The following is a 25,704-nucleotide window of genomic DNA, read 5'->3' on the forward strand; positions in this document are numbered from 1 at the left end:
AATTGTTAGACAGTGTTTATACGAAATATATGTATGTTTGTTACAAATTTTAAGTGACTGCTTTATGAATAAAAAAATACTGCTACTGGTGTTGTTTTCCACAACATTAGGATTTGCACAGTATGGCTACCGTGACGGTAACCGAATCGGACTTTCTTTTGGTGTTTCTCAAACCACTTTATTTACTAATAATTTTAATACCAAACCCGAAATGGGTTTTGCCGGTGGACTTTCCGTTCGCGGGAATTACTACAACAATTGGAGTATGATTTATGGTATGCAGTTCTTTTCCAATAATTTCTCTACTGAATCCACATTCAACCAAAAAATTAAATACAACCTGTCCGGAGTTCAAATCCGACTTTTACTCAGTTACAATGTAATCGAAGATCATGTTTCGCTAGACTTTGGACCGGTGCTTCAAGTTAATGGAAAACTCAAAACTGATGGGAGTAATGCCAATAAAACCATCAAAGGAACAATGTTAAAAGCGGACCAAATTGTAGATGTTTCTCCCATTAGCGGGAATTTCTACCTGGGTTGTTCGGCCGGAAGCAAAACCATACGGGCTGTCATTTTTTACGAATACGGGTTTACTAATATTTTAAATAAACTCAATAAGAATGACGATTTGAAACCTTTAAACAACGGTAATACTTTCAAAGGAAACCTTGGAACGATTAACGGACAGGTGATATTCAATCTATAAAAAAAGCCCCAAATCATTGGGGCTTTTTTTATGAGTAAACCAAACTAAATTGAGTAGGCTAAACTTTATAACGAGTACTCAAAACTAAATAACGAGTCAGCTAAACTGAGTTTTGTTTTTTATTTACAAACGTTCAATAGCTTTCTCCAGTCGCTCAATAGTGGCTTCCTTGCCAATGAGTTCGACGATATCAAACAAATGAGGCCCTTTCAGCGCGCCTACCAAACTCAAACGGAACGGCTGCATTACTTTCCCCATGCCAATTTCGTTTTGAGTCATCCAGTCTTTTACCACAGTTTCGATGCTTACCGAAGTAAAATCGCTGATGTTTTCCAATACCGAAATCAATTCCTGCATCAATCTTGGCGTTTCTTCCTTCCAGTTTTTGGCTGCTTTTTCATCATATACAGTCGGAGCTGTGAAGAAATAATCGGCTAAATCCCAAAACTCTGAAACAAAGTTGGCACGTTCTTTAATGGAAGATACGATGCGGACTAATTTATCTTTTTCAATTGTAATTCCTTTCTCGGCTAAAGTAGGAGCAAAGGCTTCTGCCAAACTTTCATCGCTTTGTTTTTGCAGGTATTGATGATTGAACCATTTGTTTTTTTCCGGATCAAATTTGGCTCCGGCTTTGTGCACTCGGTTCAAATCGAATTTTTCAGCCAATTCTTCTAAAGAAAAGATTTCCTGGTCGGTTCCGTCATTCCAGCCTAACAAGGCCAGAAAGTTCACCACCGCTTCCGGGAAAAACCCTTTTTCTCTGTAGCCTGATGAAATGCCTTCTTCACTTTTCCACTCCAATGGGAATACGGGGAATCCCATTTTATCACCATCACGTTTCGATAATTTTCCGTTACCTATTGGTTTTAATATCAACGGCAAATGCGCAAATTCAGGTGCTTCCCAACCAAAAGCTTTGTAGAGCAAATGATGTAACGGCATCGAAGGCAACCATTCTTCACCACGAATAACGTGTGAGGTTTCCATCAAATGGTCGTCCACAATATTCGCCAAATGATAAGTTGGCATACCATCGGATTTGAACAATACTTTGTCGTCTAACAAATTGGTTTCAAACTTCAAATCACCACGAATGATATCGTGCAATTGCAAAGTTTCGTTTACCGGTGTTTTAAAACGGATGACATAAGCTTCGTCATTGGCAATTCTCTTTTCTGTTTCTGCTGCCGAAATGACCAATGAAGTATCTAATTTTTCACGATTGTGCCAGTTGTAAATAAAAGTTTTCCCTTCAGCTTCGTGTTGTTTTCGATGAGCATCTAAGGCTTCTGCTGTGTCAAAGGCATAGTATGCCCAACCGGAATCAACCAATTGGTCGGCGTATTGTTTGTACAAATGTTTTCTTTCGGATTGTCGGTAAGGCCCGAATTTTTCATTCTTACCAACGGTTTCGCTGGGTGCAATACCTAACCAATCCAGGGCTTCAAAAATGTAAGCTTCGGCTCCGGGAACAAAACGATTTTGATCAGTATCTTCTATTCGTAAATAAAAAACACCGTTATGTTTTTTGGCAAACAAATAATTGAACAAAGCAGTACGAACACCACCGATATGTAATGGTCCAGTCGGACTGGGAGCAAAACGAACTCTGACAGGTCTTGACATTTTATTTAAATTTTGTGCAAAGATAAAATTTAATTGAGCAGTATTTATCGATTTTTCATTGACAAATTTTTAACGCTTGGGTATTCAGTAAAAATTGTACATTTATCGGTTATAAACAAATGATTAACAATTTTGGAAAATTCAAGGATTATTTATCAAAAGTTAGAAGACTTTATCAAGAAGTTTTATACCAATGAACTGTTGCGGGGCACCATATTCTTTGTAGGATTGGGGCTGTTGTATTTTATCTTCACACTCTTTATAGAATATTTTCTTTGGCTTAAACCTACCGCCCGTACCATTTTATTTTCTCTTTTCATCGCGGTAGAGCTTTTTCTGTTATTGCGTTTCATTTTGTTCCCCATATTTAAGCTGTTCAAATTGCAAAAAGGCATCGATTATAAGGAAGCCTCTGCCATCATAGGAAACCATTTCAGTGAAGTAGGGGATAAGCTGACCAATTTTTTACAGTTGTCTAAAGATCAAAACAAGTCAGAGCTCTTACTGGCCTCTATCAATCAAAAAGCAACTACCTTACAGCCCATCCCTTTTGGAAATGCTATCAATCTCGGTAAAAACAAAAAATATTTACCATTGGCAGTTATTCCCGTGCTGTTCTTTTTGTTTTTCCTCATTTCAGGCAAAGGCGATATTTTGTCACAAAGTTTAAACCGCGTAGTGCATTTCAAACAGCAGTTTCTGCCACCGGCTCCGTTTGAATTTGTAGTGGTGAATACTAGTCTGCAAACAGAACAAAACAAAGATTTTCTTTTAAAAGTAAAAACTGTTGGAAATGTGGTTCCTGAAAACGCCATGATTTTCATTGGTGATGAGAGTTACTTCATGGAAAGCAACAAAGCCGGAGAATTTGAATTTGTAATTCCAAAACCTTCAGAAGATGTAGCGTTTCATATCGAAGCGAATGACGTTTCTTCACACGATTACGAATTGAAAGTGGTGACCGTTCCTTCCATTGCTAATTTTGAAATGGTACTCAATTTCCCGGGCTATTTAAATAAAAAAGCGGAAGTTATCAAAGGAACCGGCAACGCCATTATACCGGAGGGAACTAAAGTAACTTGGCGAATGAACACCTTAGCCACCCAAAAAGTGGATTGGGTTAATGAGAATGCCCATTACGCATTTACCAAACAGGACAATACGTTTTTGTTGTCCAAAAGCATACTTCAAAATGTCGATTACCAAATTTTAACCTCCAATGCTAAGGTTCAGAACTACGAAAAGCTAAACTATCAAATCTCTGTCATCAAGGACCAATTCCCGACGATAACCGTAAACAATGCTCCGGACAGTTTGAAAGTAAACAAAAATTATGTGCTGGGACAGGTTTCAGACGATTACGGCCTTTCTAAACTACAAATCGTCTATTATCCTAAAGACACTCCCAATGTAGCCAAAAAAGCGGTTATTTCGGTTAAGAAAGACGTGTATGACCAGTTTGTGTTTGCTTTCCCAAGTAATCTTCCGGTGCAGGAAGGTGTTTCGTATGAATACTATTTTGAGATTTTTGATAACGATGCCATTCACAATTTCAAAAGTACCAAGTCATCGGTGTTCAGCAACCGAATTGCTACAGAAACCGAAAAGCAGGACGAGATGCTCAAACAGCAAAATGAAAATATTAACTCACTGTCTAAATCATTAAAAGCACAAGACAAGCAATTGTCTGAAATGGATAAGCTCCAAAAGATGGGTAAGGAGAAAGACAATTTAGAGTACAAAGACCAACAGAAAGTGAATGATTTCATCCAACGACAAAAACAACAGGATGAAATGATGAAGGAATTCTCAGAGAAGATGAAAGACAATCTGGAGAAATTCAAATCAGACAAAAATGACGAAAAGAAGGAGCAACTTCAGGAACGTTTGGAAAAAACAAAAGAAGATTTAGAAAAGAATCAAAAGCTGCTTGACGAACTCAAAAAACTGAATGATAAAATCAGCAAAGAAGAGTTGTTTGAAAAGATGGAGAAATTCCAGCAAACCAGCAAAAATCAAACCAAGAGTTTGGAACAGTTGGTAGAATTGACCAAGCGGTATTACGTAGAGAAAAAGGCGGAACAAATAGCTGATAAATTGGATAAGCTTGCCGACAAGCAGGATAAACTCGCTGAAAAAACAGATGAGAATACCAGTGAAAAGCAAGAGGAAATCAATAAAGAATTTGACAAGCTTCAGGAAGAACTCAATGATTTAGAAAAGGAAAACAAGGAGCTCAAAGCCCCTATGGATTTGCCCAAAACCGATGACAAAGAGAAAAGCATCGACGAGGATTTAAAGGATGCCAAAGACCAATTGCAAAAGCAACAAAAAAGCAAAGCCAAACCCAAACAAAAGAGCGCTTCCAAAAAAATGAAGCAAATGAGCCAGCAAATGCAGGAACAAATGGAATCCGGAGAGATGGAACAAATGGAAGAAGATGTGGCCATGTTGCGTCAGATTTTAGATAATCTTTTGGCTTATTCTTTTTCCCAGGAAGACGTAATGAAACAATTTAAGAACCTGAAAAGAGGTGCTCCGTCGTTCAATAAAAACTTAAAAATCCAACAAGATTTGAAGCAACAATTCAAACATGTGGATGATAGTCTCTTTGCCATGTCATTGCGCAACCCAAGAATAGCGGAAGACATTACCAAAGAAATCGGCAATGTGCAATACAATGTGGATAAAGCCATCGAGACTTTGGTTGAGGCCAATGTCGTTAAAGGTAATTCACATCAGCAGTATGCGGTTTCTTCTTCCAATAAATTAGCCGATATGTTGAGTGATATTCTGAACGGAATGCAAATGCAGATGCAAATGCAAGGACAGGGTCAAGGAAAACCAAAACCTGGACAGGGACAGGGAGAAGGCATGCAGCTCCCCGATATCATAAAGAAACAGGAAGGCTTGAGTGAAAAGATGAAGAAGGGGATGAAGAAAGGTGACAAGCCCGGAGAAGGCCAACAAGGAAATAAAGGTGAAAAACCAGGTGATGGTCAACAAGGCAGTAAAGGGAATAAAGGTCAAAAAGGCGGAAATAATGGTTCGGGTCAAGGTCAGGATAAAGGCGGTGAAAACGGTCAGGATGGAGAAGGCGACGCCAAAGCAATCATGGAAATTTACAAAGAACAGCAGCAATTGCGTGAAGCTTTGGAAAAAGAATTAAACAAACAAGGAGTGGGTGGAAATGGTCAAAATGCTCTGGAGCAAATGAAACAAATTGAAAAGCAATTGCTCAACAAAGGGTTTAACAACGAAACCCTACAGAAGATTTTAAACGTGAAATACGAGTTGCTGAAACTGCAAAAAGCTATGCAACAGCAAGGTGAGGATAAAAAGCGGCAGTCAGAAACCAACAAGAAAGAATTTAATAATCAGGCGAATGCTTTACCTAGCAAACTGCAAGAATATTTGAACAGCATTGAAATTTTAAATAGACAAAGCTTACCTTTGCGCTCCAATTTTAACCAAAAGGTTCAAGAATATTTTAAATCCAATGATTAGTTTTAATTACGAAATAGATTTTCAGTTAGAAGATGAAACTGTTTTTTCAGACTGGCTTTCCCAAGTCATTAGCTCTGAATTAAAGAACGAAGGCGAGATTAATTACATCTTCTGCGACGACGATTATTTGTTGGAAATAAACCAGCAATACTTGGATCATGACACGCTAACAGACATTATCAGTTTTGATTATTCTATAGGAAACGAATTACACGGAGATATTTTCATTTCTATTGAAAGAGTGCGTGATAATGCAGCCGATTTTAATGTTTCTTTTGAAGAAGAACTTAGAAGAGTGATGGCGCACGGTGTGTTGCATTACTGTGGATACAAAGACAAAACCAATGAAGACGAAATGGTGATGCGTGATAAGGAAGAGGAAAAAATGAAGATGTTCCACGTGAAACATAAAGAATAATGTTTTTAGAAAAATACGATACTATAGTGGTTGGGGCAGGGCATGCCGGCTGTGAAGCCGCCGCAGCATCTGCCAACATGGGATGTGCAACTTTGTTGGTTACCATGAGTCTGCAGAACATTGCTCAAATGTCGTGCAATCCTGCCATGGGAGGAATTGCCAAAGGTCAAATCGTTCGCGAAATTGACGCTTTGGGTGGCTATTCAGGAATTGTTTCTGATAAAACTGCGATTCAGTTCAAGATGCTGAACAAATCGAAAGGACCTGCCATGTGGTCTCCTCGTGTGCAAAGTGACCGAATGCGTTTTGCTGAAGAATGGCGATTGATGTTGGAGCAGACGCCTAATCTTGACTTCTATCAGGAAATGGTCAAAGGACTTCTGATTAAGAATGGCAAAGTGGAAGGTGTTGTCACTTCTTTGGGTATTGAAATCAAAGCCAAAACAGTCATCCTAACTAATGGTACTTTTTTAAACGGACTTATTCATATTGGGGAAAAGCAATTTGGTGGAGGCAGAGCCGGTGAAAGCGCCGCCTTTGGTATCACCGAAGATTTAATCAAAGCCGGATTTGAAGCCGGAAGAATGAAAACAGGAACACCGCCACGGGTAGACGGCCGTTCTTTAGACTATTCTAAAATGCGTGAAGAACCCGGCGATGTAGTGCCGGATAAATTCTCTTATTCGGATGAAACAAAGCCTTTGGTGCATCAAAAGCTTTGCCACATGACTTACACTTCAAATGAAGTACACAATATTTTGCGCGAAGGATTTGATCGTTCTCCAATGTTTAACGGCAGAATTAAAAGTATCGGACCACGATACTGTCCGTCTATTGAAGATAAAATCAATCGCTTTGCCGACAAAGAAAGACACCAATTGTTTGTTGAACCGGAAGGGTGGAATACGGTTGAAGTGTATGTGAACGGATTCTCAACCTCTTTACCGGAAGACATTCAGTTCAAAGCATTGCGCTCCGTGGAAGGATTTGAAAAAGTAAAGTTCTTCCGTCCTGGTTATGCTATCGAATACGATTATTTTCCGCCTACTCAATTAAAACATACGCTCGAAACGAAGTTGGTGGACGGCTTGTATTTTGCCGGTCAAATCAACGGGACCACAGGATATGAAGAAGCAGCTTCCCAAGGAATGATGGCCGGGATAAACGCGGCACTAAAAGTCAAAGAAATGGAGCCCATGATTCTTCGCCGTGATGAAGCCTATATTGGAGTGTTGATTGATGATTTAATTACCAAAGGAACTGAGGAACCATACCGCATGTTTACTTCCCGTGCCGAATACAGAACCTTATTACGTCAGGATAATGCCGACTTCCGTTTAACACCAAAATCATTTGAAATCGGTTTAGCCTCCGAAAAGAGAATGAGAAGAATGGAACATAAGTTGAATGAAAGCGAAAAAATGGTCAATTTCTTCAAAGAAACCAGTATAAGCCATGAGGAAGCCAATCCTATTTTATTGGAAAAGGAAAGTGCTCCGATGACACAATCAGACAAAATGTTCAAAGTGTTTTCCCGACCTCAAATTGAATTAGAGGATATATTAAAATTCGAGAAAGTACAACAGTACATCCAGGATAATGATTTAGATAAAGAAATTATCGAACAAGCCGAAATCCAAGTGAAATATTCCGGATATATCGAAAAAGAAAGAAACAATGCCGAAAAGCTGATTCGATTAGAAGATATTAAAATCCCCGAGAATTTCGATTATCACAAAATCAAATCCATGTCTATAGAAGCCAAACAAAAATTGTCAACCATTCGACCGGTGACCATTTCTCAAGCTTCCCGAATCAGTGGTGTTTCCCCCGCTGATATTTCTGTATTATTAATTTATATGGGAAGATAGTGTATACGTTCCACGTGAAACGAACTTCCGCAAGCCTTATCAATAAAGCCTTTATATGAGTTTTCAAAACAATATTTTTTTTCTGAAAGTAAAAGATTATTCTGTTTCCAAAGAAATTTTCGAATTACACCACAACCCCGAATATGATTTATTAATCACTTTCCCTAAGCCTTCTTTAGAGAAATTACCCGCCTATTACGAAAGCGACGATTATATTTCACATACCGACGGCAAACGTTCTTTGTTCGAAAGAATGTATCATTTCATTAAAAATATTGCGCTGAAGAACAAAGTAAAGCTCATAAATGCACAATCTCCAAAAGGAAAATTGTTAGACATCGGGGCCGGAACCGGAGACTTTTTAGTAGTTGCTCAATCCGATGGCTGGGAAACTACCGGAATTGAACCTAGCGCCAAAGCCAAAAGCATCGCCTTGAAAAAAGGAGTTACTTTTGCCGATAACCTGATGGATTTGCCAAGCCAATCTTTTGATGTAATTACCATGTGGCACGTCTTAGAACATGTTCCCAATCTTGACGAATACCTTTCGGAATTGAAAAGAATAATCAAACCATCCGGAACCATCATAGTTGCCGTTCCTAATTTTAAATCATTTGATGCCGAATTCTACGGAAGGCATTGGGCCGCTTATGACGTACCCAGACACATCTGGCATTTTTCCAAAACAACTATCCAAAAATTATTCGCCGAAAAAGAAATGAAAGTAACCGAAGTGTTGCCCATGAAATTTGATAGCTTTTATGTCAGCCTGCTTTCCGAAAAATACAAAACAGGAAGAATGAACTTCATCCGCGCTTTTTTTGTGGGCCTCAAGTCAAATTGGAGCGGAAAACAAACCAAAGAGTATTCTTCACATATTTACATCATAAAAAACCAATAAAAAACAAAATAAAAGCCCGAAATGCACGAAATAAAGCAGTTTTATGCGTTGGGCTGACTTAAATCAAAAAGTCCTTTAAATCGCTTTATTTGAACCCAAAATCAATAATCTTAGATTATAGGCTTTTTTTAAGCCATAAATAATAGTTATACCTTAAAAATTCAATACAAAAACCCAATTTTAACCTTTAGTACAATTGTATTTTATTTTTATACTTTTGATACCGAAACAAATTTTAGAAAAATAATGAAAAAAACGATCCTCATTTTTGCAACCGCTATTGCAATGATTGCCTGCAACAAAACGACAACGTCAACAAAAGAATTTAAAACCGCTTACATAGACACTGCAAAACTCATGGAAGAGTCTACAGAAGCCAAAGATATCGAAGCCAAATACAAAGACAAATCCAAAGTAATGGGCAGCCAATTGGAAGCGGAAGTCAATCGATTCAAAAAAGAAGCCGCCAGCTTCAAAGAAGACGCCATGAAAAACGGCCAAGCCTGGGCACAACAAAAAGGAGCCGAATTGCAAGACAGAGAGCAACGTTTAACCTATGCACAACAAGCCATGTTGCAACAATTACAACAGGAAAGCGCTGTAGAAATGGACACTTTGGTAAAAGCCTACAAAAAAATAATCAAAGACTACGGTAAAGAAAAAGGCTACGATTACATCTACGGTACCGGTGATGCACAATCGGTTCTGTACGCCAAAGACAACTACGATATTACCAAAGAGATCATCAAAATGGTCAACGATAAATACAAATCGGAAGGTAAAAAAGAAGAGAAAGCAGCGCCAACCAAAGAAGAAAAGAAATAAGCACTCCACGGTTCCGTGCAAATCATAAAAAAAGGCTCCTCAATCGGGAGCCTTTTTTAGTTCGTATCCTAAGTTTAAGTCAACCAAAATACAGCCAAAACAGCCGGTATAAAGTAAATGGCAATCGTCCTTGCACCATCATAATCCTTCGCCAAACGCTGGCCCATAAGCATGAAAATCAAGGTAATACACGACAAAACAGCGCCGTAAAAACCAAAAGTTCTGCCTCCGTTAACCAACAGTTCCACACAACCTACCAAAGTCAATACCCCCGTAGCCAGTTCTAAAACCAGCAATACAAATACTGCCGCAGGCACATAATTTTTCAATACAGTCTCTGCAAAATGACCTTTCAGCCAGTCAATATTAGCCTGCCAGCCAAACACCTTATCGTAGGCCGATTGGATAAAAGTAACCGCCAAAAACAACAACACTAAAAAAGAAGCCGGACTAGTCATAATCTATTCATTTTTATGGATTAAACGCGTAAGTTTTATAGACAAATCAGTCAAAATAATCTTGGCATTTCCGTTTCTTTCGATATGATATATAGCATCCGAAAGCTCACTAAAAATAGCATTTATATTCGAACCATTCACAAACGGAGCAAACTTGTCCAAGCTGAACTTGTCTACCTTAGGTTCAATATAAACCAAACGATCCGTCTGGTAATTAAGCAATAGCGCCTGGCGAAACAGCTCAATGCAATAGTTCAAAAACTGCTTCTGCGCCTCGCGACCCAAACCGGCAATCTCCTCACTCCAGGCAATCAAATCCTGTATGGCAGCCGCATTGCCTTTGGCCCGAAAAGCAGCCCGAACCCAATCCACAAACCACTGCTCAAACGGAAATTCTTCCGCATCATTTTTCACGATGTGCAAGGCCTTGTTAAAATTGCCCTGCGCCTGATGCGCCACCTTGTTGGCCGAAGCATCATCCAAAAAAAACCGCTCTTTCATGGCCTTCGCAATAACGGCCTCGGGCAAAGCCCCAAAATGCAGCACCTGACAACGCGAACGTATCGTCTGTATAATATCTTCTTCTTGTTCCGAAATCAACAGAAAAAGCGTCTTCTCAGGTGGCTCCTCCAACAATTTCAACAACTTATTCGAAGCGGCAATATTCAACTTGTCCGCCATCCAAACAATCATAATCTTAAAGCCGCCTTCATACGATTTCAACGCCAACGACTTCAATATATCCTGCGCATCATCCACCCGAATCTCTCCCTGCTTGTTCTGAACCCCCAAATGCTTATACCAATCAAACAAACTCCCATACGGATTTTGCAACACAAACTCCCGCCAATCCATAATAAAATCAGCACTCTTAGGCTTCGATTTCACCTCGTCATTGGCCACATTCGGATACACAAAATGCAAATCAGGATGCGACAACGAATCAAATTTTAAATTACAACTCGCATTACCGCCACTGTTCTCAGACCCCACATTCTGGCACAAAACAAACTGCGCATAAGCCACCGCCATCGCCAGCGTACCACTGCCTTCCGGACCGACAAACAATTGCGCATGCGGTATCCTGCCCGACAATGCACTGCTAATAAGGTGATTCTTAATGTAATCCTGACCAAGTATTTCTGAAAACTGCATAAAGCAAATATAACAGAAATATTTCGCCCGCTGAAACGATTCCGCAATTGCATAAATCGCAATGGCTTTTGCACAAACCGAAACCGTCATCGTCTGAATCAAAACAAGCATGGCCTGAACCAACACGAACATGGCCTAACCCCAAACAGTAATTGCCTGAACCTAAACCGGTAAAGCCTGAAACAACACCGTTGCATCCTGAAACCAAAGGGAATCAACGCAAACCGAAAGTAGCCGTGGCTGAAACAAAATCAGCATTGCCTAAACCCAAACCCGTCATTTAAAAAACGGAACGGTTTTTGCCTAAATCAAAATAAACTGTATAAAAATCAACAACTTACTAACTTTAAACACAACAAAATCATGTTAAAACTCAATCTCCATCAGGCATTACAAAGCAAAGGCATCGAAAACATGAACGGGTTCCTCCACCAATGCGGCATCCCATATTACACCGCCACCCGACTCATCCACAACCAGGTCGGCAGCATCCCCTTCAAATATCTCGAAAAAATTTGCATCCACCTGCATTGCACACCCGACGAACTCTTCATCTGGACCCCTGATTCCGAAAACGCCATCTCCCATCCGCACCCCATGCAAAAACTCGAGCCCAAAGCGCAGAGCCAAACCATCACCCAAAAAATAAAACAACTTCCCTTTGATAAAATCCGGGAAATCAACAACTACATTGACCAACTCAATAATTCCCAACCCTAACCCCCAAATCGCAACCAACCATTCGGATAAAGGGTTGATAACGAATCAAATAAAACTTAAAATTTTCTTAAAAATCATCGACTAAAACACAAAAAAGACCGATAAAATTAAATTTTACTATATTTGCAAGGATTCAAACCTTTTAAAAAGCCAAATGAAAACTGTTCAGAATTTTAACTTTAAGGATCAAAAAGCCATCATCCGTGTAGATTTTAATGTGCCGTTAGATGAAAATTTTAACGTAACCGATGCTACCCGTATCGAGGCCGCAAAGCCCACTATAGACAAGATTCTGGCAGACGGAGGCAGTGTAATTTTAATGTCTCATTTAGGCAGACCCAAAGGAAAAGAAGACCAATATTCATTACGCCACATTGTGGCCAAAACAAGCGAAATTTTAGGCGTGAACGTCATTTTCGCCAACGATTGCAGAGGCGATGTGGCCCAACAAGCCGCTGAAAATCTAAAACCCGGCCAGGTTTTATTGTTAGAAAACCTTCGTTTTTACAAAGAAGAAGAAGCCGGCGACGAAAATTTTGCCAAAGAATTGGCATCCCTGGGCGATATCTACGTCAATGATGCCTTCGGAACTGCACACAGAGCACACGCGTCAACAACGATAATTGCCCAATTCTTTCCGAACCACAAATGCTTCGGAATCCTATTGGCCAAAGAAATAGAAAGCTTAAACAGAGTACTCAATAACTCTGTAAAACCGGTAACCGCAGTGTTAGGTGGCTCCAAAGTGTCCTCCAAAATCACCGTTATCGAAAACATATTAGACAAAGTAGACCACATGATCATAGGCGGCGGAATGACGTTTACTTTTATCAAAGCCTTAGGCGGAAAAATAGGGAACTCCATTTGTGAAGACGACAAACAGGAATTAGCCTTAGAGATTTTACACCTGGCAAAACAAAAAAATGTACAAATACACATCCCCGTTGATGTAGTAGCTGCAGATGCCTTTGCAAACAACGCCAACACTCAGGTAGTTGACGTGCGCGAAATCCCGGCCGGATGGCAAGGCCTCGATGCAGGTCCGAAATCGTTGGAAAATTTCAAAGAAGTCATCATGAAATCAAAAACCATCCTTTGGAATGGACCCTTGGGTGTCTTTGAAATGGAAACCTTTGCCAAAGGAACCATCGAATTAGGAAAAGACATTGCTGAAGCAACGGCAAACGGCGCGTTCTCTCTTGTGGGAGGTGGCGATTCAGTCGCAGCGGTAAAACAATTCGGCTTAGAAGATCAAATGAGTTATGTTTCCACCGGAGGAGGAGCCATGTTAGAAATGCTCGAAGGAAAAACATTACCCGGAATAGCAGCGATACTGAATTAATATTTCGGGCAACACAATAAAAAACAAGTATTTACGTTGTGAATACTATAACAGGCAATCACGATACAAAATACCACTTTATAATTACAGATTATGAATTTGAAAAAAATAACAATTTTAGCGGTCCTGCTCACATCCACGGCAATCTTTGCCCAGGACGATTTGAGCATTACGCCGTTTAAAAGAGACTTAACCAACAAACAGGTTTTAGATTCCATCAAGGCCACTTTTGTACACGACAAAATTGCCTCTTGTATCGACAGCTTGTGGATGAAAGAGTTAGCCAGTTTGGATTTATACAACGAACTGACGCTCGACATCAAAAACATCAACGTAGATGAAAAAGTAGATTACGAATTACCAACAGAATTGTTGAAAGAAAGACTAAAGAAAATGGACGAGAAATCGCCATTTAACATTGAATACAATGTTGGTCTTGAAAACGTAATCAAGTCCTTTTTAAAGAACAGAAAAAGAGCCTTCGAACGATTAATGGGAATTTCTCAATTTTATTTCCCCTTGTTTGAAGAGTCTTTAGCCTCTCAAAACATCCCTTTGGAAATCAAATATTTATCGGTAGTAGAATCAGCGTTAAACCCAAGAGCCGTATCAAGAGTAGGAGCAACCGGTTTATGGCAGTTCATGTACCAAACCGGTAAACAATATGATTTGAACATCAACTCGTATGTAGATGACAGAAATGATCCGTTGAAATCCAGCAACGCCGCTACCCAATACATGACCAATATGTACAAAATTTTTGGTGATTGGGATCTAGTATTGGCTTCTTATAACTCAGGACCGGGTAACGTGGCCAAAGCCATCAGACGTTCAGGAGGGCAACAAAACTACTGGAACATTAGAAAATATTTACCAAAAGAAACACAGGGATATTTACCGGCGTTCTTGGCAACCATGTATATTTTCGAATACCACAAAGAACACGGTATCAAACCGGATAAGGCGATTGCCAACCACTTTGCTACTGACACCATCATGATCAAAAGAGCCATGACGTTCAAACAAATTTCTCAATTGTTAGACATTCCGGTGGCTGAACTACAGTTCTTCAATCCGTCCTACAAGAGAGAAGTTATTCCTTTTATCACCGGCGAAGCGCATTATTTACGATTACCGATAGATAAAATAGCGATGTTTACTTCAAATGAAGATAAGATTTATGCTTATGTACAATACGAAGAAAGCAGAAGAGAAAGACCATACGAATACATGTTGGCTTCCAAAGATTCTATCAGTTCATCGGTAACAAAAGTAAAATACCACAGAGTACGAAGAGGCGACAGCTTAAGTGAGATTTCAGATAAATACGGTGTGGCCATGTCCGATTTAAAAAAATGGAATCACTTAAGAAGCAGCAAAGCACCTGTAGGTAAAAAATTGAAGATTTATACTTCTGAAGCCGTAGCGGTTACCACTAAAAAAGCCGTAAAACAAGATACGATTTCGGTAAAAGAAACGACCGCTTTAGCAGCGAATACACCAAAAATTTTCAAAGAAGAAAAAGTAGTTTCGTATAAAGATGTCATCAAATACCACAAAGTGAAGAGCGGTGATAACTTGGGTGAAATCTCAGATAAGTACGGAGTGACTGTGGCTGAAGTAAAAAAATGGAACCATTTAAAAGGCAATAACATTGCTTCAGGAACCAGCTTGAAAATCATCAAAAATGAAAGAGTGGTTACCACCGTTAGAAAAGAAGTGAAAAACAGCAAAGCCGTGGCTGAACCGGAAACTGCTGTAGCTTCAAACGATAACGATGCCACTCAAAATCCAAAGGATTATTACCAGGTTCAAAAAGGTGATAACTTATTCAGCATCGCTAAAAAATTCAATGTGAGTTTGGAGAACTTAAAGAAATGGAACAACCTGGAAGACATGAATGTGCAGTTGGGTTCCAAATTGGCCTTAGCCAATACGGCTGAAAGCAATGTAGAGGAAGAAGCACCAAAAACAGAAACTAAAATCGTTGAATACAAAGTCAAAAAAGGAGATAACATTGGTAGTATCGCCAAAAAATACAACACGACTGTTGATCAAATCAAAGAGTGGAACGGACTTGAAGATAACAATATCAAATTGGGAACTTCTTTAACCGTTTCTAAAAAAGAAGTAGCTATCAACGAAGTAAAGCCGTCTAAAAAAGAAGCGATTGCTGCTAACCAAAGAGATGAAGTAAAATTGTATTACGTTAAAAAAGGCGACTCTTTATTCAGTATTGCCAAAAAATATCCGGGAGTTACTATTTCTGACATCAAAAAATGGAACGGTATCAAAAACGAAAGTTTAAAACCGGGGATGAAGTTGAAAATTAACAACGGTTAATCCGAAAATCTTCTATAAATTTGGGTTTTATTTCAGTTATGAATAAAACCCTTTTTTTATGGCTTTTGTTCTCGGTTTTAATGAGTTCCTGCTCGTTTAAAAAAGAGAACTTACCCGACGAATCCTCCGCCGCCATTAACACCATTGCCGTAATTATTGATGATCAACTTTGGAATGGGGAAGTGGGTGACAGCATCCGAAATAAATTCGCTTCACCCGTTTTGGGACTACCACAAGAAGAACCTTTATTTACCATCAATCAATATCCGGCTAAATTGTTTGAAGGCTATTCAACCGATAGCCGCAATATCATAATTATCAAAAAGGATAACGAGAACAAATTTGAAATCAAAGAAAACGAATTTGCTTCACCGCAAAATGCGATTCACATTTCAGGGAGAACCGCTTTTGAAATTTTGGAAATTTTAGAAGCACACACACCTGATATTATCCAAAAAATGCACAACACCGAAATCATACAAGAGCAAAAAACCTTTAAAGATTCGTTACTGAATACTAAAAAAATCCAACTCAAGTTTGATATTGATTTGCGGGTTCCCAAGAAATATGACTATGTAATGCGTCGCAAAAATTTTATTTGGCTGAAAAGCGAAATCATCGGCGGTAATACGAGCCTGATAATTTATCAAATTCCCCTGAAAAGCATACGACCAAGATACGCAGTGAAAGACATAATCAAAGTCCGTGATTCAATAGGAAACAGGTACATTCACGGCTCGGCACCCGGAACCCAGATGGTTACCGAAGAGGCGTATTCACCCTATTTTTCCAAAATCATTTTGGCTGGGAACAACGCTTATGAAACCAAAGGAACCTGGCAGATGAAAAACGACTTCATGTCGGGACCTTTTATCAACTACACCATTTTTGACAAAGACCACGGGCGCATTCTGGTACTGGAAGGGTTTTGCTATGCCCCCTCAAAGGAAAAACGTGATTTGATGTTTGAATTGGAATCCATCATTAAATCAGTTCAAATCAAAAAATAAAACAGCATGAATTTAGAATGGAAAATAAAGCGATTTGAGACACTTTCAATCAATGAGCTATACGATTTACTCCAATTGCGGGCCGAAGTCTTTGTAGTGGAGCAAAATTGCGTTTATCAGGATATAGACAGCAAAGATTCGAAAGCGTTACACTTAATCGGAGAAGATAATGGTCAAATTGTGGCCTATGCCCGATTGTTTAAAGCAAATGACTACTTTGAACAAGCTTCTATTGGGCGTGTGGTCGTAAAACCAAGTTATCGTGATAAAAAATTAGGGCACATCCTGATGCGCGAAGCTATTTACTTTATGAAAACAAAACTGAACGAAACCAAGATTACGATTTCGGCACAGTTGTATTTGAAAAAATTTTACGAAAGCCATGGTTTTATTCAAACCAGCGAGATGTATTTAGAAGATGACATTCCGCATATTGAAATGAAGAAGGAATAAGCTTATATCTTGGAAATTACCAATTCCACTCTTCTGTCGTATTCGGTTCCTTTCCCAAGCGGCACAGTATTTCCATAACCTTTGAAGGTCATACGGTCCTTTGAAATTTTCTTGAGAATGAGGTATTTGTATACCGCTTCGGCCCTATTGGTAGAGAGTTGGCGTTTTTTGGTATCGAGGTCAATCGCTTCTTTTTGGTACGGTGGGGTGCAACACACGTGGCCCTGTACTTCAAATTGCAGGGTTTTATATTTCAGTAAAAGCTTGGCAATTTTATCCAATGCAGTTTTGGTTTTAAACGTCAGTTTGCTACTGCCACGGTCAAACAATACATTGTCCAAGTAAATATGATCCCCAACAATATGGTGCTTTTGAACAGTGTTGTAAAATCCCGGGATTTCAATTTTAGGGAGTGGCTTTAAATTTAGCACAATGTCTACACGACGGTTTTTAGAGCGTTTTTCAGGCAGGTTTTCAACGATGTCATCGTCAATTAAAATACGCCCTTTGCCTTCAATGGTTACAATGATTTTACTTTTAATGCCGTTTTCTATAAATTTATTTTGAATTGCTGTCGCACGCTTGGTAGAAAGCTTATAGTTATAGGCTTCTTTTCCGACATCATCGGTATAACCAAAAATCTGAATGGATTCGATTCGGGTGGAATCTGTTTTTTTGATGAAATCTACCGCTTCACTGACTTGTTTTTCGGTCAGCGTGAACTTGTCAAATTCAAAATAAACAGAATGTACTACTTCTTCCTGTGCGTGTAATAAACCAATAAACAGTAATGGCAGATATTTTAATAACTTCATATTAAATTTTTAAAATCTTGTTGTAACCGGCTTTATCATTCATAACTTCCACCGCTTTTTTCACTTCGAAATTGTTTTTGATGTAATACTGATACAAACCTTCTTTGTATTGGTATCGCTTGATAATTTCGTCCAAAAGTAAATTTTTAATTTCAGTTTTGTTTTTGTCAATCAAAGTTTCTTCACTTTTTTCCAAAGCTGTCAATAATTGCTGATATTCCGTGGTAATGGCACCGTCTACATTTTCTTTCTTGGCTTTTTCCAACATGGCTTTCAAAGCGATTTCCGTTTCAGTATCAAAGGCAATTTTCTCTCTTTTGATAAATGCTTTAAAATCGGCTAAATCAGCGTCGCTCAAAGTTGGGATTTTATCGCCCAAGTTTGGATTCTTGTAATAGTAATACGTGGCATAATTAAAAATGGCATCATTTTTTTGTAACGCCTCCGCAATAGCACTGGTTTTGGTGTTTTCCAAAACCACATCTGGCAAAATACCACCGCCGTCGTATACAGTTCTTCCTTTTTTGGTTTTAAAGGCATTGTAATTTTTTGCTTCGGTACGAATGGCTTTTCCGTTCGCGTCTTTATGACCATAATCCAATGCCTGAATGCAACGACCGGATGGAGTATAATATTTGGCAATAGTGACTTTGACCTGAGTATTGTAAATCATGTCAAATGGTCGTTGTACCAGTCCTTTGCCATAGCTTCGGCTGCCTATAATCACGGCACGGTCCAAATCCTGCAAGGCCCCCGAAACAATTTCAGAAGCTGAAGCACTTTTGCCGTCAACAATAATGGTCAACGGAATTTCGGTATCTATAGGTTCTCGAGTAGTTTTATTGGTGTTGTTAAACTTGGCATTTTTTGACTTGGTGGTTACTATCGTTTCGCCTTTCGGAACAAACAACCCACAGATGTTTACCGCTTCGTTCAACAAACCGCCCGGATTGCCACGCAAGTCTAAAATAATCTGGGTGGCGCCCTGCTCTTTTAATTTTTCTAGAGCTTCCTTAGTTTCTGATGAGGCTTTGGCATTGAATTGTGATAAAACAATATAACCGGTTTTATCATCTACTTTGCCATAAAAAGGAACTGCCTTAACATCTACTTCATCCAATATCAGCTGAGTGCTCATCGGTTTGCCCTGACGTAAGTATTTGATGTCAATTTTTGTATTCTTCGCTCCTTTCATCAGTTGCGAAGCATCATCTTTAAAATCAGCCAAAAGAACATCACCAATTTGAGTAATTTCATCACCGGCTTTTAATCCCGCTTTGTCTGCCGGATAGCCTTTGTAGGGTTCTTTAATGATAAGTTTGTCCTCTTTTCGGGTAATCAAAGCACCTATTCCCGTATATTCACCGGTATTATTAATCTTGAATTTAATAACATCTTGTTCGTTAAAATAATTGGTATAAGGATCTAAATCGGCCAGCATACTCTTGATGGCTTTGTCCATCAGCTCTGCCGGATTGGTTTCCTCCACGTAGTTTTGATTCACGGTTTTATAGAGCGTGGTGAAGATTTCTATCTGTTTCGAAATTTCGAAAAAATCGTCTTTAAAACTGACCCCTACGAACAGAAATACGCTCAAAATAAAGGTGATAATATATCTTTTTTTGATTTTTGAAAACATAACTTTTTCTTTTAAGAAGTTAACGAAGATACTAAATTAAGGCAAACGGTAGGGATACCGATTTTAGTTAACATTTTTTTGTCCCTGAATGTCCTTGACAAACTTTTCAAAAAGTTGAACCGTTTTCTCGTTGATGTCAGCATAAGACAATTTATCTTTAGTTTGATAAAAAAACATAAAACAGTATTTACCTTCTGTATTATCAATCAAAATGGATTTATTCAGACGATAACACTCGCGCAATACCCGCTTAAAATAATTGCGGTCTACGGCGTGTTTGAAATACTTTTTAGAAACAGAAACTCCCATTTTGAGCGGGACCGATTCTTCAAAATCATGGGAAACATACACCAGACGTAACGGGTATTTACTCACCGATTTTCCTTCGGAAAACAGCAAGTCAATCATGGTTTTGCTTTTGAGTTTTTCAGCTTTCGGATAAGTGAAATCCATTATGACTGGTATTAGCCGTTGTAAACGTTGTACACAAATTTAACTTCATTATAATTGATGTAAATCTGCATGCGGTTGTTTTCTTTCTTTTTGGTAATAATGAAAATGGTACATTTTGAAAACTTGTTATCCATGCATTCAAAAGGAACAATATTGACCTCGTCAGTATCCTGAATTTCACCATAAGCTTTGATTTTAAAAGATTGCACTTCGGCAGAATTAACCAAAATCAAATCTTTTTTTGGATCAAGGGTAATCAAAACATTAGCAGGAACAAACTCGGACCATTCATTCCAGGAACCGTCTTCTTTTTTATCCGTAAAACTGACACTACTGGTTTTGAAACGAATAGGTTGGGCATGACTTTTAGTAAAACCCACACCAATGGTAAGTAAAAAGATTAGGATTTTTAAATGCTTCATTGTAAAAAATATTTGTGGTAAAGCTACAAATTCTATTCCAGAAAAAAAGCGGTCTTAAGTTTGACCGCTTTATATTTATTTCTGCTCAAAAATATTATTCTCTCGTTTTACATCGGCCATGAGACCGCTCGGGTCAAGAATGATTTTTTTGATAGCTGTTTTTGCCTTGGGTATTTCAAAAAAGTAGGTTGGGTATGCCCAAGCCCAATCCGGCAAAGTAGTTCTTTTAATTTCCGGGGTTGGATTGGGTTTTTCAAAACTCATCATCCGCAGCGGAATGTAGAAACTTTCCTTAGTACCATCGGTATATTCTACCAAAATATCCATAGGCATCGGTGTTCTGCCAATTCTTTCTAAAGTAACTCCGGTTCTTTGAACACCATCGGTTGCACCTTCTACAGTTTTAATTCCATAATCAATGGTGTTGGTGGTTTGTGTCCAATCGGTTAAATACCATCCCAAATCGGCTCCCGAAACACGCTCGGCGGTACGGTTGATGTCATTGGGTGTTGGGTGCTTGAACTTAAATTCGGCATAGTATCGTTTTAAGGTTTTGAGCAAATTTTCTTTCCCAATTAAATAAATCAACTGGCTCAAATACACTTCGCCTTTGCTGTAGGCGCTGATGCTGTACATTTGGTTCAGATCAAAACGGTCGGCATGAGTGGATTGTGGTTGTTCTTTACCTGATTTTACCATAAAGAAATAGCTGTTATAAGCTCCTTCATAAGGATTAGCGGCTTTTTTTTCGGCCAGTTCATTCATGCCCGAATCTTCCAAGAAAGAAGTAAATCCTTCGTCCATCCAAAAGTTTTTACTTTCGTTGGAAGCCAGTACATGCTGGAACCAAGAGTGTCCCATTTCGTGAGCAATCAAGCCGACCAAACCATCTTTTTTGCCTTCGCCCAAAATCAGCGTACACATCGCATATTCCATACCGCCATCACCGCCTTGAATCACCGAATATTGCTCATAAGGATATTTCCCTATAAGTGTATTGTAATACTGCATTAGTTGTACCGTTTTGGGTTCGGTATATTTCCAATTCTCAATGATGGTCGGGTTATTTTTATATAAAAAATGTAAGGTTGTCCCAAAATCTGTAGACACCACATCGTGAATGTAGTTTTTATCTGCCGCCCAGGTAAAGTCGTGCACATTAGGCGCCAGAAAATGCCAAGTTAGAGTTTTTTGTTTCTTCGGAATTGTTACGACCACTCCATTGTCCTGATATCCGTGTCCAATTTCATTTTTGTTTTGCAAATAACCACTGCCTCCTAGCATATACTCTTTATCAATGGTGATACTCACATCAAAATTTCCCCAAACCCCATGGAATTCTCGGGCAATGTAAGGATCGGCATGCCAGCCTTCAAAATCAAATTCGGCCATCTTGGGATACCATTGTGCCATAGACAATTCGACCCCTTCTTTATTGTTGCGTCCCGAACGACGGATTTGTACCGGTACCTGCCCGTCAAAATCTAAAGTCAATACGGTTGATTTTCCCGGAAGCAAGGGTTGGTTTAAGTTAACTTCCAAAATAGTGCCTACTTCTTTGGCATTGGCCGAAACACCGTCCTGCTTGAAGTTTGAAATTTTAAGATACCCAATTTCGTTAGGCTTTAACTTGGCAATGCGACTTTCTTTTACTTCTTTACCGTCCACATTTTTGACTTTGTCAGTCATACGCGGATCGGGATCAGCTATGTTTTGCAGACGGGCATCCATTTCACTCCCTGGCTGAAAGGCATTGTTGTACAAGTGATAAAACACGCGGCGCAAGGTGTCGGGCGAATTGTTTGTGTAAACTAATTCTTGTTTTCCTTTGTATTGGTAGTTTTTAACATCCATAGTCACGTTCATTTTGTAATCAACGTGTTGTTGCCAATAGCTTGAGCTTTGTGCAAAAGCCCCACAAACATTCAGAAAAAGAAAACCGAACAGAAGAGAATTTTTCATCTTTTTTTAAAATAAAAAAAGGAAGGCGAACCTTCCTGATTTGGATTATACTTTAGCCTTCTTTTTAGTGGAAGGGATTTTTTTTGACATTTCTTCTGCCATTTTCAAAGCGTTGTATGCATTGACAATTTTCCCTGAAACACAGGTCTTGGCAAACGGCATTTTCTCAGCATCTTTACCTACTACCACATCAAAGTTTACCGGAGTACCCGATTGCATGATGATTTGTTTTACCTGAACCGCTTTCAGATTAGGATAATACGAACGAATTAAAGCGGCTACTCCGGCTGCATTAGGCGAAGCCATAGAGGTTCCTTGCTCGTATTTGTATTTGTTTTCAGGAACGGTTGCGTAAATTTTTACGCCAGGGGAAAAGATATCTACATTTTTTTGACCGTAGTTAGAAAAATCAGCCACCATGTTTTCGCCAAATTGATTGTCCAAGGCTCCGATGGTCAATACATTTTTTACGATTTCGGCTTTTTTGTCTTTAGAATCCATAGGGAAACTTGGTTCTACGTCAATATTTTTCGCATCGTTACCTGCAGCAAAAACCAATAAAACGTCTTTACTTTCAGCATATTTCATAGCGTCCCAAACCCATTCTTTGTGTGGAGAATAGTCTTTTCCAAAACTCCCGTTGATTACTTTGGCGCCGTTATCCACAGCATAGCGAATAGCTAAAGCAATGTCTTTGTCGTATTCGTCACCGTTTGGCACCGCGCGAACAGGAAGGATTTCTACATTTGTTGCTACACCATCACCACCCATTCCGTTGCCTCTTACCTGCGCAATGATACCGGCTACGTGAGTTCCGTGTAGGGAATCTTTACGGTCTTTGGAATACACCACATTGTTGCCGTATTTTTTATCTTTAATGTCTTCCGGATTGTCTCCCACTACTTTTCTGCCGTCAAAATCCTTGTTCAAATTGAAGTTGGCTTGGTCATAAACGTATTCTTTGTATTCGTTGATTTCGTCACGGAATCCTTCACCGGCCTGTTCGGCTATAGACAACATTACCATTTTACTTTGGTACACTTTTTTATCGGTGGTGTTTACGGCTTTTAACTCCTCAAGCGTATAGGAATCTTTGCCTAGAAAATCACGAATATTTTTATCGGCAGCTACGATGAAATCTACCTGAAACTTGTCTTTCAACATTTTTTCATTTTTCTTGGTATAATCGGCTAAGGCATTTTTGTAGGTTTCCGAACCGTCATCTGTTTTTTTGATGATGCGGGTAAGCTCTAGGTTTTCGTTGTTGGATTCTCCTAAAAAATTCCAGCCGTGAACATCATCTACATAACCATTTTTGTCATCATCAATGCCATTCCCTGGGATTTCTTTAGTATTAGTCCAAATTTTTCCTTTCAAATCTTCGTGGTCAATGTCTACGCCCGAGTCTACGACTCCTACGATTACTTTAGTGCTTTTTTTGTCTTTCAATAATTCGGCGTAAGCCTTGTCTACGCTCATACCCGGAATAGAATCTTTTACCAGATCCAAATGGCTCCAGCGTTGCAATTGTTGTTCAGTAAGTGCTCCTTTTTTTGCTAAGGATTTGTCGGCGGTTTGAGCCGTCATTGCCATTGAAAACAAAGACAATGCAAGGATTTTTATAAATTTCATTTGCTTTTAAATTTATGAATGGGTGTAAAATTAAACGGTTTTGTTACAGGTTTTGAGAGGATTAACACTATGTTAAGATATCCTCACAATGGAAAACTTCTTTGAGACGAATGCCTTTTTCGGTGTTTTCTACTGTGATGATTTGATTGTGTGCATCGTGTTCTAACCACAAATAATAGTTGTTGGCTACTGCTGCATGAAGGAATTTTGATTTTTCAGGCAGGGTCAAAAGAGGCCGTGTGTCATAACCCATCACGTATGGCAAGGGCAAATGGCCTGCGGTCGGAATCAAATCCGCGCAAAACACGATGGTTTTGTCACCGTATTGGATATGCGGAATCATCATTTTTTCGGTATGTCCATCAACATAAAAAATACCAAATCCCAGTTCATCTGAAACACCAAAGTCTCCATCGGGTCTCTGGATAAAATTCAGCTGTCCGCTTTCCTGCATCGGTAAAATATTTTCGGAAAGGAAGGAAGCCTTTTCCCGTGCATTGGGTTGGGTAGCCCATTCCCAATGGTTGTCGTTGGTCCAAAATTTCGCATTTTTAAAGGCTACTTCGTATCCGCTTTTGTCTTTGTTCCAATTCACGCTGCCGCCACAATGGTCAAAATGCAAATGCGTCATAAAAACATCGGTCACATCATCACGGTGAAAACCATATTTGGCCAAGGAACCATCAAGTGAATGCGTCCCCCAAAGAGAATAGTAACCAAAAAATTTTTCGGATTGTTTGTTGCCCATTCCGGTATCAATAAGAATGAGCCGGTTACCGTCTTCAATAAGCATACAGCGTGCCGCAATGTCAATCAAATTATTTTCATCGGCCGGATTGGTTTTGTTCCAAATGGTTTTGGGCACTACACCAAACATGGCACCGCCGTCTAATTTAAAATTTCCGGCTTCTATTGGATATACTTTCATTTGTTGAAATATATTCGATTAATGTTTAAAAAGTTTTGCAAATTACTAAAAATATAGAGCTTCAGGTGTGTCAAAATCATTTTTTTCTATTCTTAAATTAGTTATAAAAATCAGGCTATTTGTGATAAAAAAGGATATTTGTATTAACTTTGCGCATTATTTAGACAAAATTAAAATAAGCTATGATTAAAGTATCTGATGATGCCAGTAAAAGAATCGTTGCCATGATGCAGGAAGACGGTTTTGACGCTGCCAAAGATTACGTTCGAGTGGGCGTGAAAAGTGGCGGTTGTTCGGGTTTGTCATATGAGCTGAAGTTCGATAAAGAGTTGGGCGAAAATGACAAAGTTTTTGAGGATAATAATGTGAAAATTGCTGTGGAGAAGAAATCATTCTTGTATTTGGCAGGAACTGTTTTAGAATTTTCGGGCGGTTTGAATGGGAAAGGCTTTGTGTTCAACAATCCGAATGCATCAAGAACCTGTGGGTGCGGTGAGAGTTTTTCTCTTTAA

Annotated in this window: 23 protein-coding genes; 13 read left to right on the forward strand and 10 right to left on the reverse strand. The window is 39.0% G+C overall.

Annotation, left to right across the window (positions count from 1 at the left end):
- Window positions 1-64 precede the first annotated feature (64 nt).
- Window positions 65-709 (forward strand): outer membrane beta-barrel protein, encoded by a 645-nt coding sequence (locus ACSVH6_RS02410; protein ID WP_438075190.1) that lies wholly within the window; start codon window positions 65-67, stop codon window positions 707-709.
- A 123-nt stretch (window positions 710-832) separates the two neighbouring features.
- Here the strand turns inward: ACSVH6_RS02410 and gltX are convergent, their stop codons facing one another.
- The gene (gltX, locus tag ACSVH6_RS02415; protein WP_438075191.1) at window positions 833-2,338 is read right to left on the reverse strand and encodes a glutamate--tRNA ligase; all 1,506 of its coding nucleotides are present in this window, start codon (window positions 2,336-2,338) and stop codon (window positions 833-835) included.
- A gap of 132 nt (window positions 2,339-2,470) precedes the next feature.
- Here gltX and ACSVH6_RS02420 point away from each other — a divergent pair, with 132 nt between their 5' ends.
- The 5 genes from ACSVH6_RS02420 (at window position 2,471) to ACSVH6_RS02440 (ending at window position 9,860) form a co-directional block, all read left to right on the forward strand.
- Window positions 2,471-5,845 carry a hypothetical protein gene (locus tag ACSVH6_RS02420; protein WP_438075193.1) on the forward strand — a complete coding sequence of 1,125 codons (3,375 nt, stop codon included), beginning with the start codon at window positions 2,471-2,473 and terminating at the stop codon, window positions 5,843-5,845.
- Window positions 5,838-6,263: an rRNA maturation RNase YbeY gene (ybeY, locus tag ACSVH6_RS02425; RefSeq protein WP_438075195.1), complete on the forward strand. Its 426-nt coding sequence runs from the start codon at window positions 5,838-5,840 to the stop codon at window positions 6,261-6,263. The genes ACSVH6_RS02420 and ybeY overlap by 8 nt, the downstream gene beginning before the upstream one ends.
- Window positions 6,263-8,134, forward strand: coding sequence for a tRNA uridine-5-carboxymethylaminomethyl(34) synthesis enzyme MnmG (gene mnmG / locus ACSVH6_RS02430; RefSeq protein ID WP_438075197.1), 1,872 nt, complete (start codon window positions 6,263-6,265; stop codon window positions 8,132-8,134). Before ybeY ends, mnmG begins: the two co-directional genes overlap by 1 nt.
- Window positions 8,135-8,189: 55 nt before the next feature.
- Window positions 8,190-9,035, forward strand: coding sequence for a class I SAM-dependent methyltransferase (locus ACSVH6_RS02435; protein WP_438075199.1), 846 nt, complete (start codon window positions 8,190-8,192; stop codon window positions 9,033-9,035).
- 246 nt (window positions 9,036-9,281) lie between these two features.
- Entirely contained in the window at window positions 9,282-9,860 is a 579-nt protein-coding gene (locus ACSVH6_RS02440) for an OmpH family outer membrane protein (RefSeq protein ID WP_438075201.1), read from the forward strand.
- Window positions 9,861-9,934: 74 nt separating this feature from the next.
- Here ACSVH6_RS02440 and ACSVH6_RS02445 read toward each other — a convergent pair whose 3' ends face one another.
- Together ACSVH6_RS02445 and ACSVH6_RS02450 are read right to left on the reverse strand one after the other, a co-directional pair.
- The gene (locus tag ACSVH6_RS02445) at window positions 9,935-10,318 is read right to left on the reverse strand and encodes a DoxX family protein (RefSeq protein ID WP_438075203.1); all 384 of its coding nucleotides are present in this window, start codon (window positions 10,316-10,318) and stop codon (window positions 9,935-9,937) included.
- Window positions 10,319-10,321: 3 nt separating this feature from the next.
- Window positions 10,322-11,473: an ATP-binding protein gene (locus tag ACSVH6_RS02450; RefSeq protein ID WP_438075769.1), complete on the reverse strand. Its 1,152-nt coding sequence runs from the start codon at window positions 11,471-11,473 to the stop codon at window positions 10,322-10,324.
- A 152-nt stretch (window positions 11,474-11,625) separates the two neighbouring features.
- Between ACSVH6_RS02450 and ACSVH6_RS02455 the strand changes: the two genes are divergently transcribed.
- The 6 genes from ACSVH6_RS02455 (at window position 11,626) to ACSVH6_RS02480 (ending at window position 17,341) form a co-directional block, all read left to right on the forward strand.
- Entirely contained in the window at window positions 11,626-11,757 is a 132-nt protein-coding gene (locus ACSVH6_RS02455; protein ID WP_438075205.1) for a hypothetical protein, read from the forward strand.
- Window positions 11,758-11,836: 79 nt separating this feature from the next.
- A complete protein-coding gene (locus tag ACSVH6_RS02460) occupies window positions 11,837-12,193 on the forward strand; it encodes a helix-turn-helix domain-containing protein (protein WP_438075207.1) in 357 nt (118 codons plus the stop codon).
- Window positions 12,194-12,347: 154 nt separating this feature from the next.
- The gene (locus ACSVH6_RS02465) at window positions 12,348-13,535 is read left to right on the forward strand and encodes a phosphoglycerate kinase (protein ID WP_438075208.1); all 1,188 of its coding nucleotides are present in this window, start codon (window positions 12,348-12,350) and stop codon (window positions 13,533-13,535) included.
- A 93-nt stretch (window positions 13,536-13,628) separates the two neighbouring features.
- Window positions 13,629-15,878, forward strand: a complete 2,250-nt coding sequence (locus ACSVH6_RS02470) for a LysM peptidoglycan-binding domain-containing protein (RefSeq protein ID WP_438075210.1) — start codon at window positions 13,629-13,631, stop codon at window positions 15,876-15,878.
- Window positions 15,879-15,916: 38 nt separating this feature from the next.
- Window positions 15,917-16,888 carry a DUF4837 family protein gene (locus ACSVH6_RS02475; protein ID WP_438075212.1) on the forward strand — a complete coding sequence of 324 codons (972 nt, stop codon included), beginning with the start codon at window positions 15,917-15,919 and terminating at the stop codon, window positions 16,886-16,888.
- 6 nt (window positions 16,889-16,894) lie between these two features.
- Window positions 16,895-17,341 (forward strand): GNAT family N-acetyltransferase, encoded by a 447-nt coding sequence (locus ACSVH6_RS02480; RefSeq protein ID WP_438075214.1) that lies wholly within the window; start codon window positions 16,895-16,897, stop codon window positions 17,339-17,341.
- Between the two features lie 2 nt (window positions 17,342-17,343).
- Here ACSVH6_RS02480 and ACSVH6_RS02485 read toward each other — a convergent pair whose 3' ends face one another.
- The 7 genes from ACSVH6_RS02485 to ACSVH6_RS02515 all read right to left on the reverse strand — a co-directional run bounded on the left by ACSVH6_RS02485 (window position 17,344) and on the right by ACSVH6_RS02515 (window position 25,192).
- The gene (locus ACSVH6_RS02485; protein WP_438075216.1) at window positions 17,344-18,156 is read right to left on the reverse strand and encodes an OmpA family protein; all 813 of its coding nucleotides are present in this window, start codon (window positions 18,154-18,156) and stop codon (window positions 17,344-17,346) included.
- A 1-nt stretch (window position 18,157) separates the two neighbouring features.
- On the reverse strand, window positions 18,158-19,795 hold the full coding sequence (locus ACSVH6_RS02490; protein WP_438075218.1) for a S41 family peptidase: 1,638 nt from the start codon (window positions 19,793-19,795) through the stop codon (window positions 18,158-18,160).
- Between the two features lie 63 nt (window positions 19,796-19,858).
- Window positions 19,859-20,248 carry a ribonuclease P protein component gene (gene rnpA, locus ACSVH6_RS02495; protein ID WP_438075220.1) on the reverse strand — a complete coding sequence of 130 codons (390 nt, stop codon included), beginning with the start codon at window positions 20,246-20,248 and terminating at the stop codon, window positions 19,859-19,861.
- An 11-nt stretch (window positions 20,249-20,259) separates the two neighbouring features.
- Window positions 20,260-20,670, reverse strand: coding sequence for a hypothetical protein (locus ACSVH6_RS02500; protein WP_438075222.1), 411 nt, complete (start codon window positions 20,668-20,670; stop codon window positions 20,260-20,262).
- A gap of 75 nt (window positions 20,671-20,745) precedes the next feature.
- Window positions 20,746-22,632: a M1 family metallopeptidase gene (locus ACSVH6_RS02505; RefSeq protein ID WP_438075223.1), complete on the reverse strand. Its 1,887-nt coding sequence runs from the start codon at window positions 22,630-22,632 to the stop codon at window positions 20,746-20,748.
- A gap of 45 nt (window positions 22,633-22,677) precedes the next feature.
- On the reverse strand, window positions 22,678-24,264 hold the full coding sequence (locus ACSVH6_RS02510; protein ID WP_438075225.1) for a S8 family peptidase: 1,587 nt from the start codon (window positions 24,262-24,264) through the stop codon (window positions 22,678-22,680).
- Window positions 24,265-24,331: 67 nt separating this feature from the next.
- On the reverse strand, window positions 24,332-25,192 hold the full coding sequence (locus ACSVH6_RS02515) for an MBL fold metallo-hydrolase (protein ID WP_438075227.1): 861 nt from the start codon (window positions 25,190-25,192) through the stop codon (window positions 24,332-24,334).
- A 182-nt stretch (window positions 25,193-25,374) separates the two neighbouring features.
- Between ACSVH6_RS02515 and ACSVH6_RS02520 the strand changes: the two genes are divergently transcribed.
- Window positions 25,375-25,704 carry a HesB/IscA family protein gene (locus tag ACSVH6_RS02520; RefSeq protein ID WP_438075229.1) on the forward strand — a complete coding sequence of 110 codons (330 nt, stop codon included), beginning with the start codon at window positions 25,375-25,377 and terminating at the stop codon, window positions 25,702-25,704.

Origin of the sequence: Flavobacterium sp. XGLA_31 (assembly GCF_051547105.1) — a bacterium.
In the GTDB taxonomy this organism is placed as follows: domain Bacteria; phylum Bacteroidota; class Bacteroidia; order Flavobacteriales; family Flavobacteriaceae; genus Flavobacterium.

Coding starts and splice junctions, on each gene's coding strand:
- ACSVH6_RS02465 (WP_438075208.1), top strand. CDS start 12,348: ATGAAAACTGTTCAGAATTTTAACTTTAAGGATCAAAAAGCCATCATC.
- ACSVH6_RS02510 (WP_438075225.1), bottom strand. CDS start 24,264: ATGAAATTTATAAAAATCCTTGCATTGTCTTTGTTTTCAATGGCAATG.
- ACSVH6_RS02505 (WP_438075223.1), bottom strand. CDS start 22,632: ATGAAAAATTCTCTTCTGTTCGGTTTTCTTTTTCTGAATGTTTGTGGG.
- ACSVH6_RS02410 (WP_438075190.1), top strand. CDS start 65: ATGAATAAAAAAATACTGCTACTGGTGTTGTTTTCCACAACATTAGGA.
- ACSVH6_RS02435 (WP_438075199.1), top strand. CDS start 8,190: ATGAGTTTTCAAAACAATATTTTTTTTCTGAAAGTAAAAGATTATTCT.
- ACSVH6_RS02475 (WP_438075212.1), top strand. CDS start 15,917: ATGAATAAAACCCTTTTTTTATGGCTTTTGTTCTCGGTTTTAATGAGT.
- ACSVH6_RS02440 (WP_438075201.1), top strand. CDS start 9,282: ATGAAAAAAACGATCCTCATTTTTGCAACCGCTATTGCAATGATTGCC.
- ACSVH6_RS02485 (WP_438075216.1), bottom strand. CDS start 18,156: ATGAAGTTATTAAAATATCTGCCATTACTGTTTATTGGTTTATTACAC.
- gltX (WP_438075191.1), bottom strand. CDS start 2,338: ATGTCAAGACCTGTCAGAGTTCGTTTTGCTCCCAGTCCGACTGGACCA.
- ACSVH6_RS02480 (WP_438075214.1), top strand. CDS start 16,895: ATGAATTTAGAATGGAAAATAAAGCGATTTGAGACACTTTCAATCAAT.
- ACSVH6_RS02450 (WP_438075769.1), bottom strand. CDS start 11,473: ATGCAGTTTTCAGAAATACTTGGTCAGGATTACATTAAGAATCACCTT.
- ACSVH6_RS02490 (WP_438075218.1), bottom strand. CDS start 19,795: ATGTTTTCAAAAATCAAAAAAAGATATATTATCACCTTTATTTTGAGC.
- ACSVH6_RS02470 (WP_438075210.1), top strand. CDS start 13,629: ATGAATTTGAAAAAAATAACAATTTTAGCGGTCCTGCTCACATCCACG.
- mnmG (WP_438075197.1), top strand. CDS start 6,263: ATGTTTTTAGAAAAATACGATACTATAGTGGTTGGGGCAGGGCATGCC.
- ACSVH6_RS02460 (WP_438075207.1), top strand. CDS start 11,837: ATGTTAAAACTCAATCTCCATCAGGCATTACAAAGCAAAGGCATCGAA.
- rnpA (WP_438075220.1), bottom strand. CDS start 20,248: ATGGATTTCACTTATCCGAAAGCTGAAAAACTCAAAAGCAAAACCATG.
- ACSVH6_RS02515 (WP_438075227.1), bottom strand. CDS start 25,192: ATGAAAGTATATCCAATAGAAGCCGGAAATTTTAAATTAGACGGCGGT.
- ACSVH6_RS02445 (WP_438075203.1), bottom strand. CDS start 10,318: ATGACTAGTCCGGCTTCTTTTTTAGTGTTGTTGTTTTTGGCGGTTACT.
- ybeY (WP_438075195.1), top strand. CDS start 5,838: ATGATTAGTTTTAATTACGAAATAGATTTTCAGTTAGAAGATGAAACT.
- ACSVH6_RS02520 (WP_438075229.1), top strand. CDS start 25,375: ATGATTAAAGTATCTGATGATGCCAGTAAAAGAATCGTTGCCATGATG.
- ACSVH6_RS02500 (WP_438075222.1), bottom strand. CDS start 20,670: ATGAAGCATTTAAAAATCCTAATCTTTTTACTTACCATTGGTGTGGGT.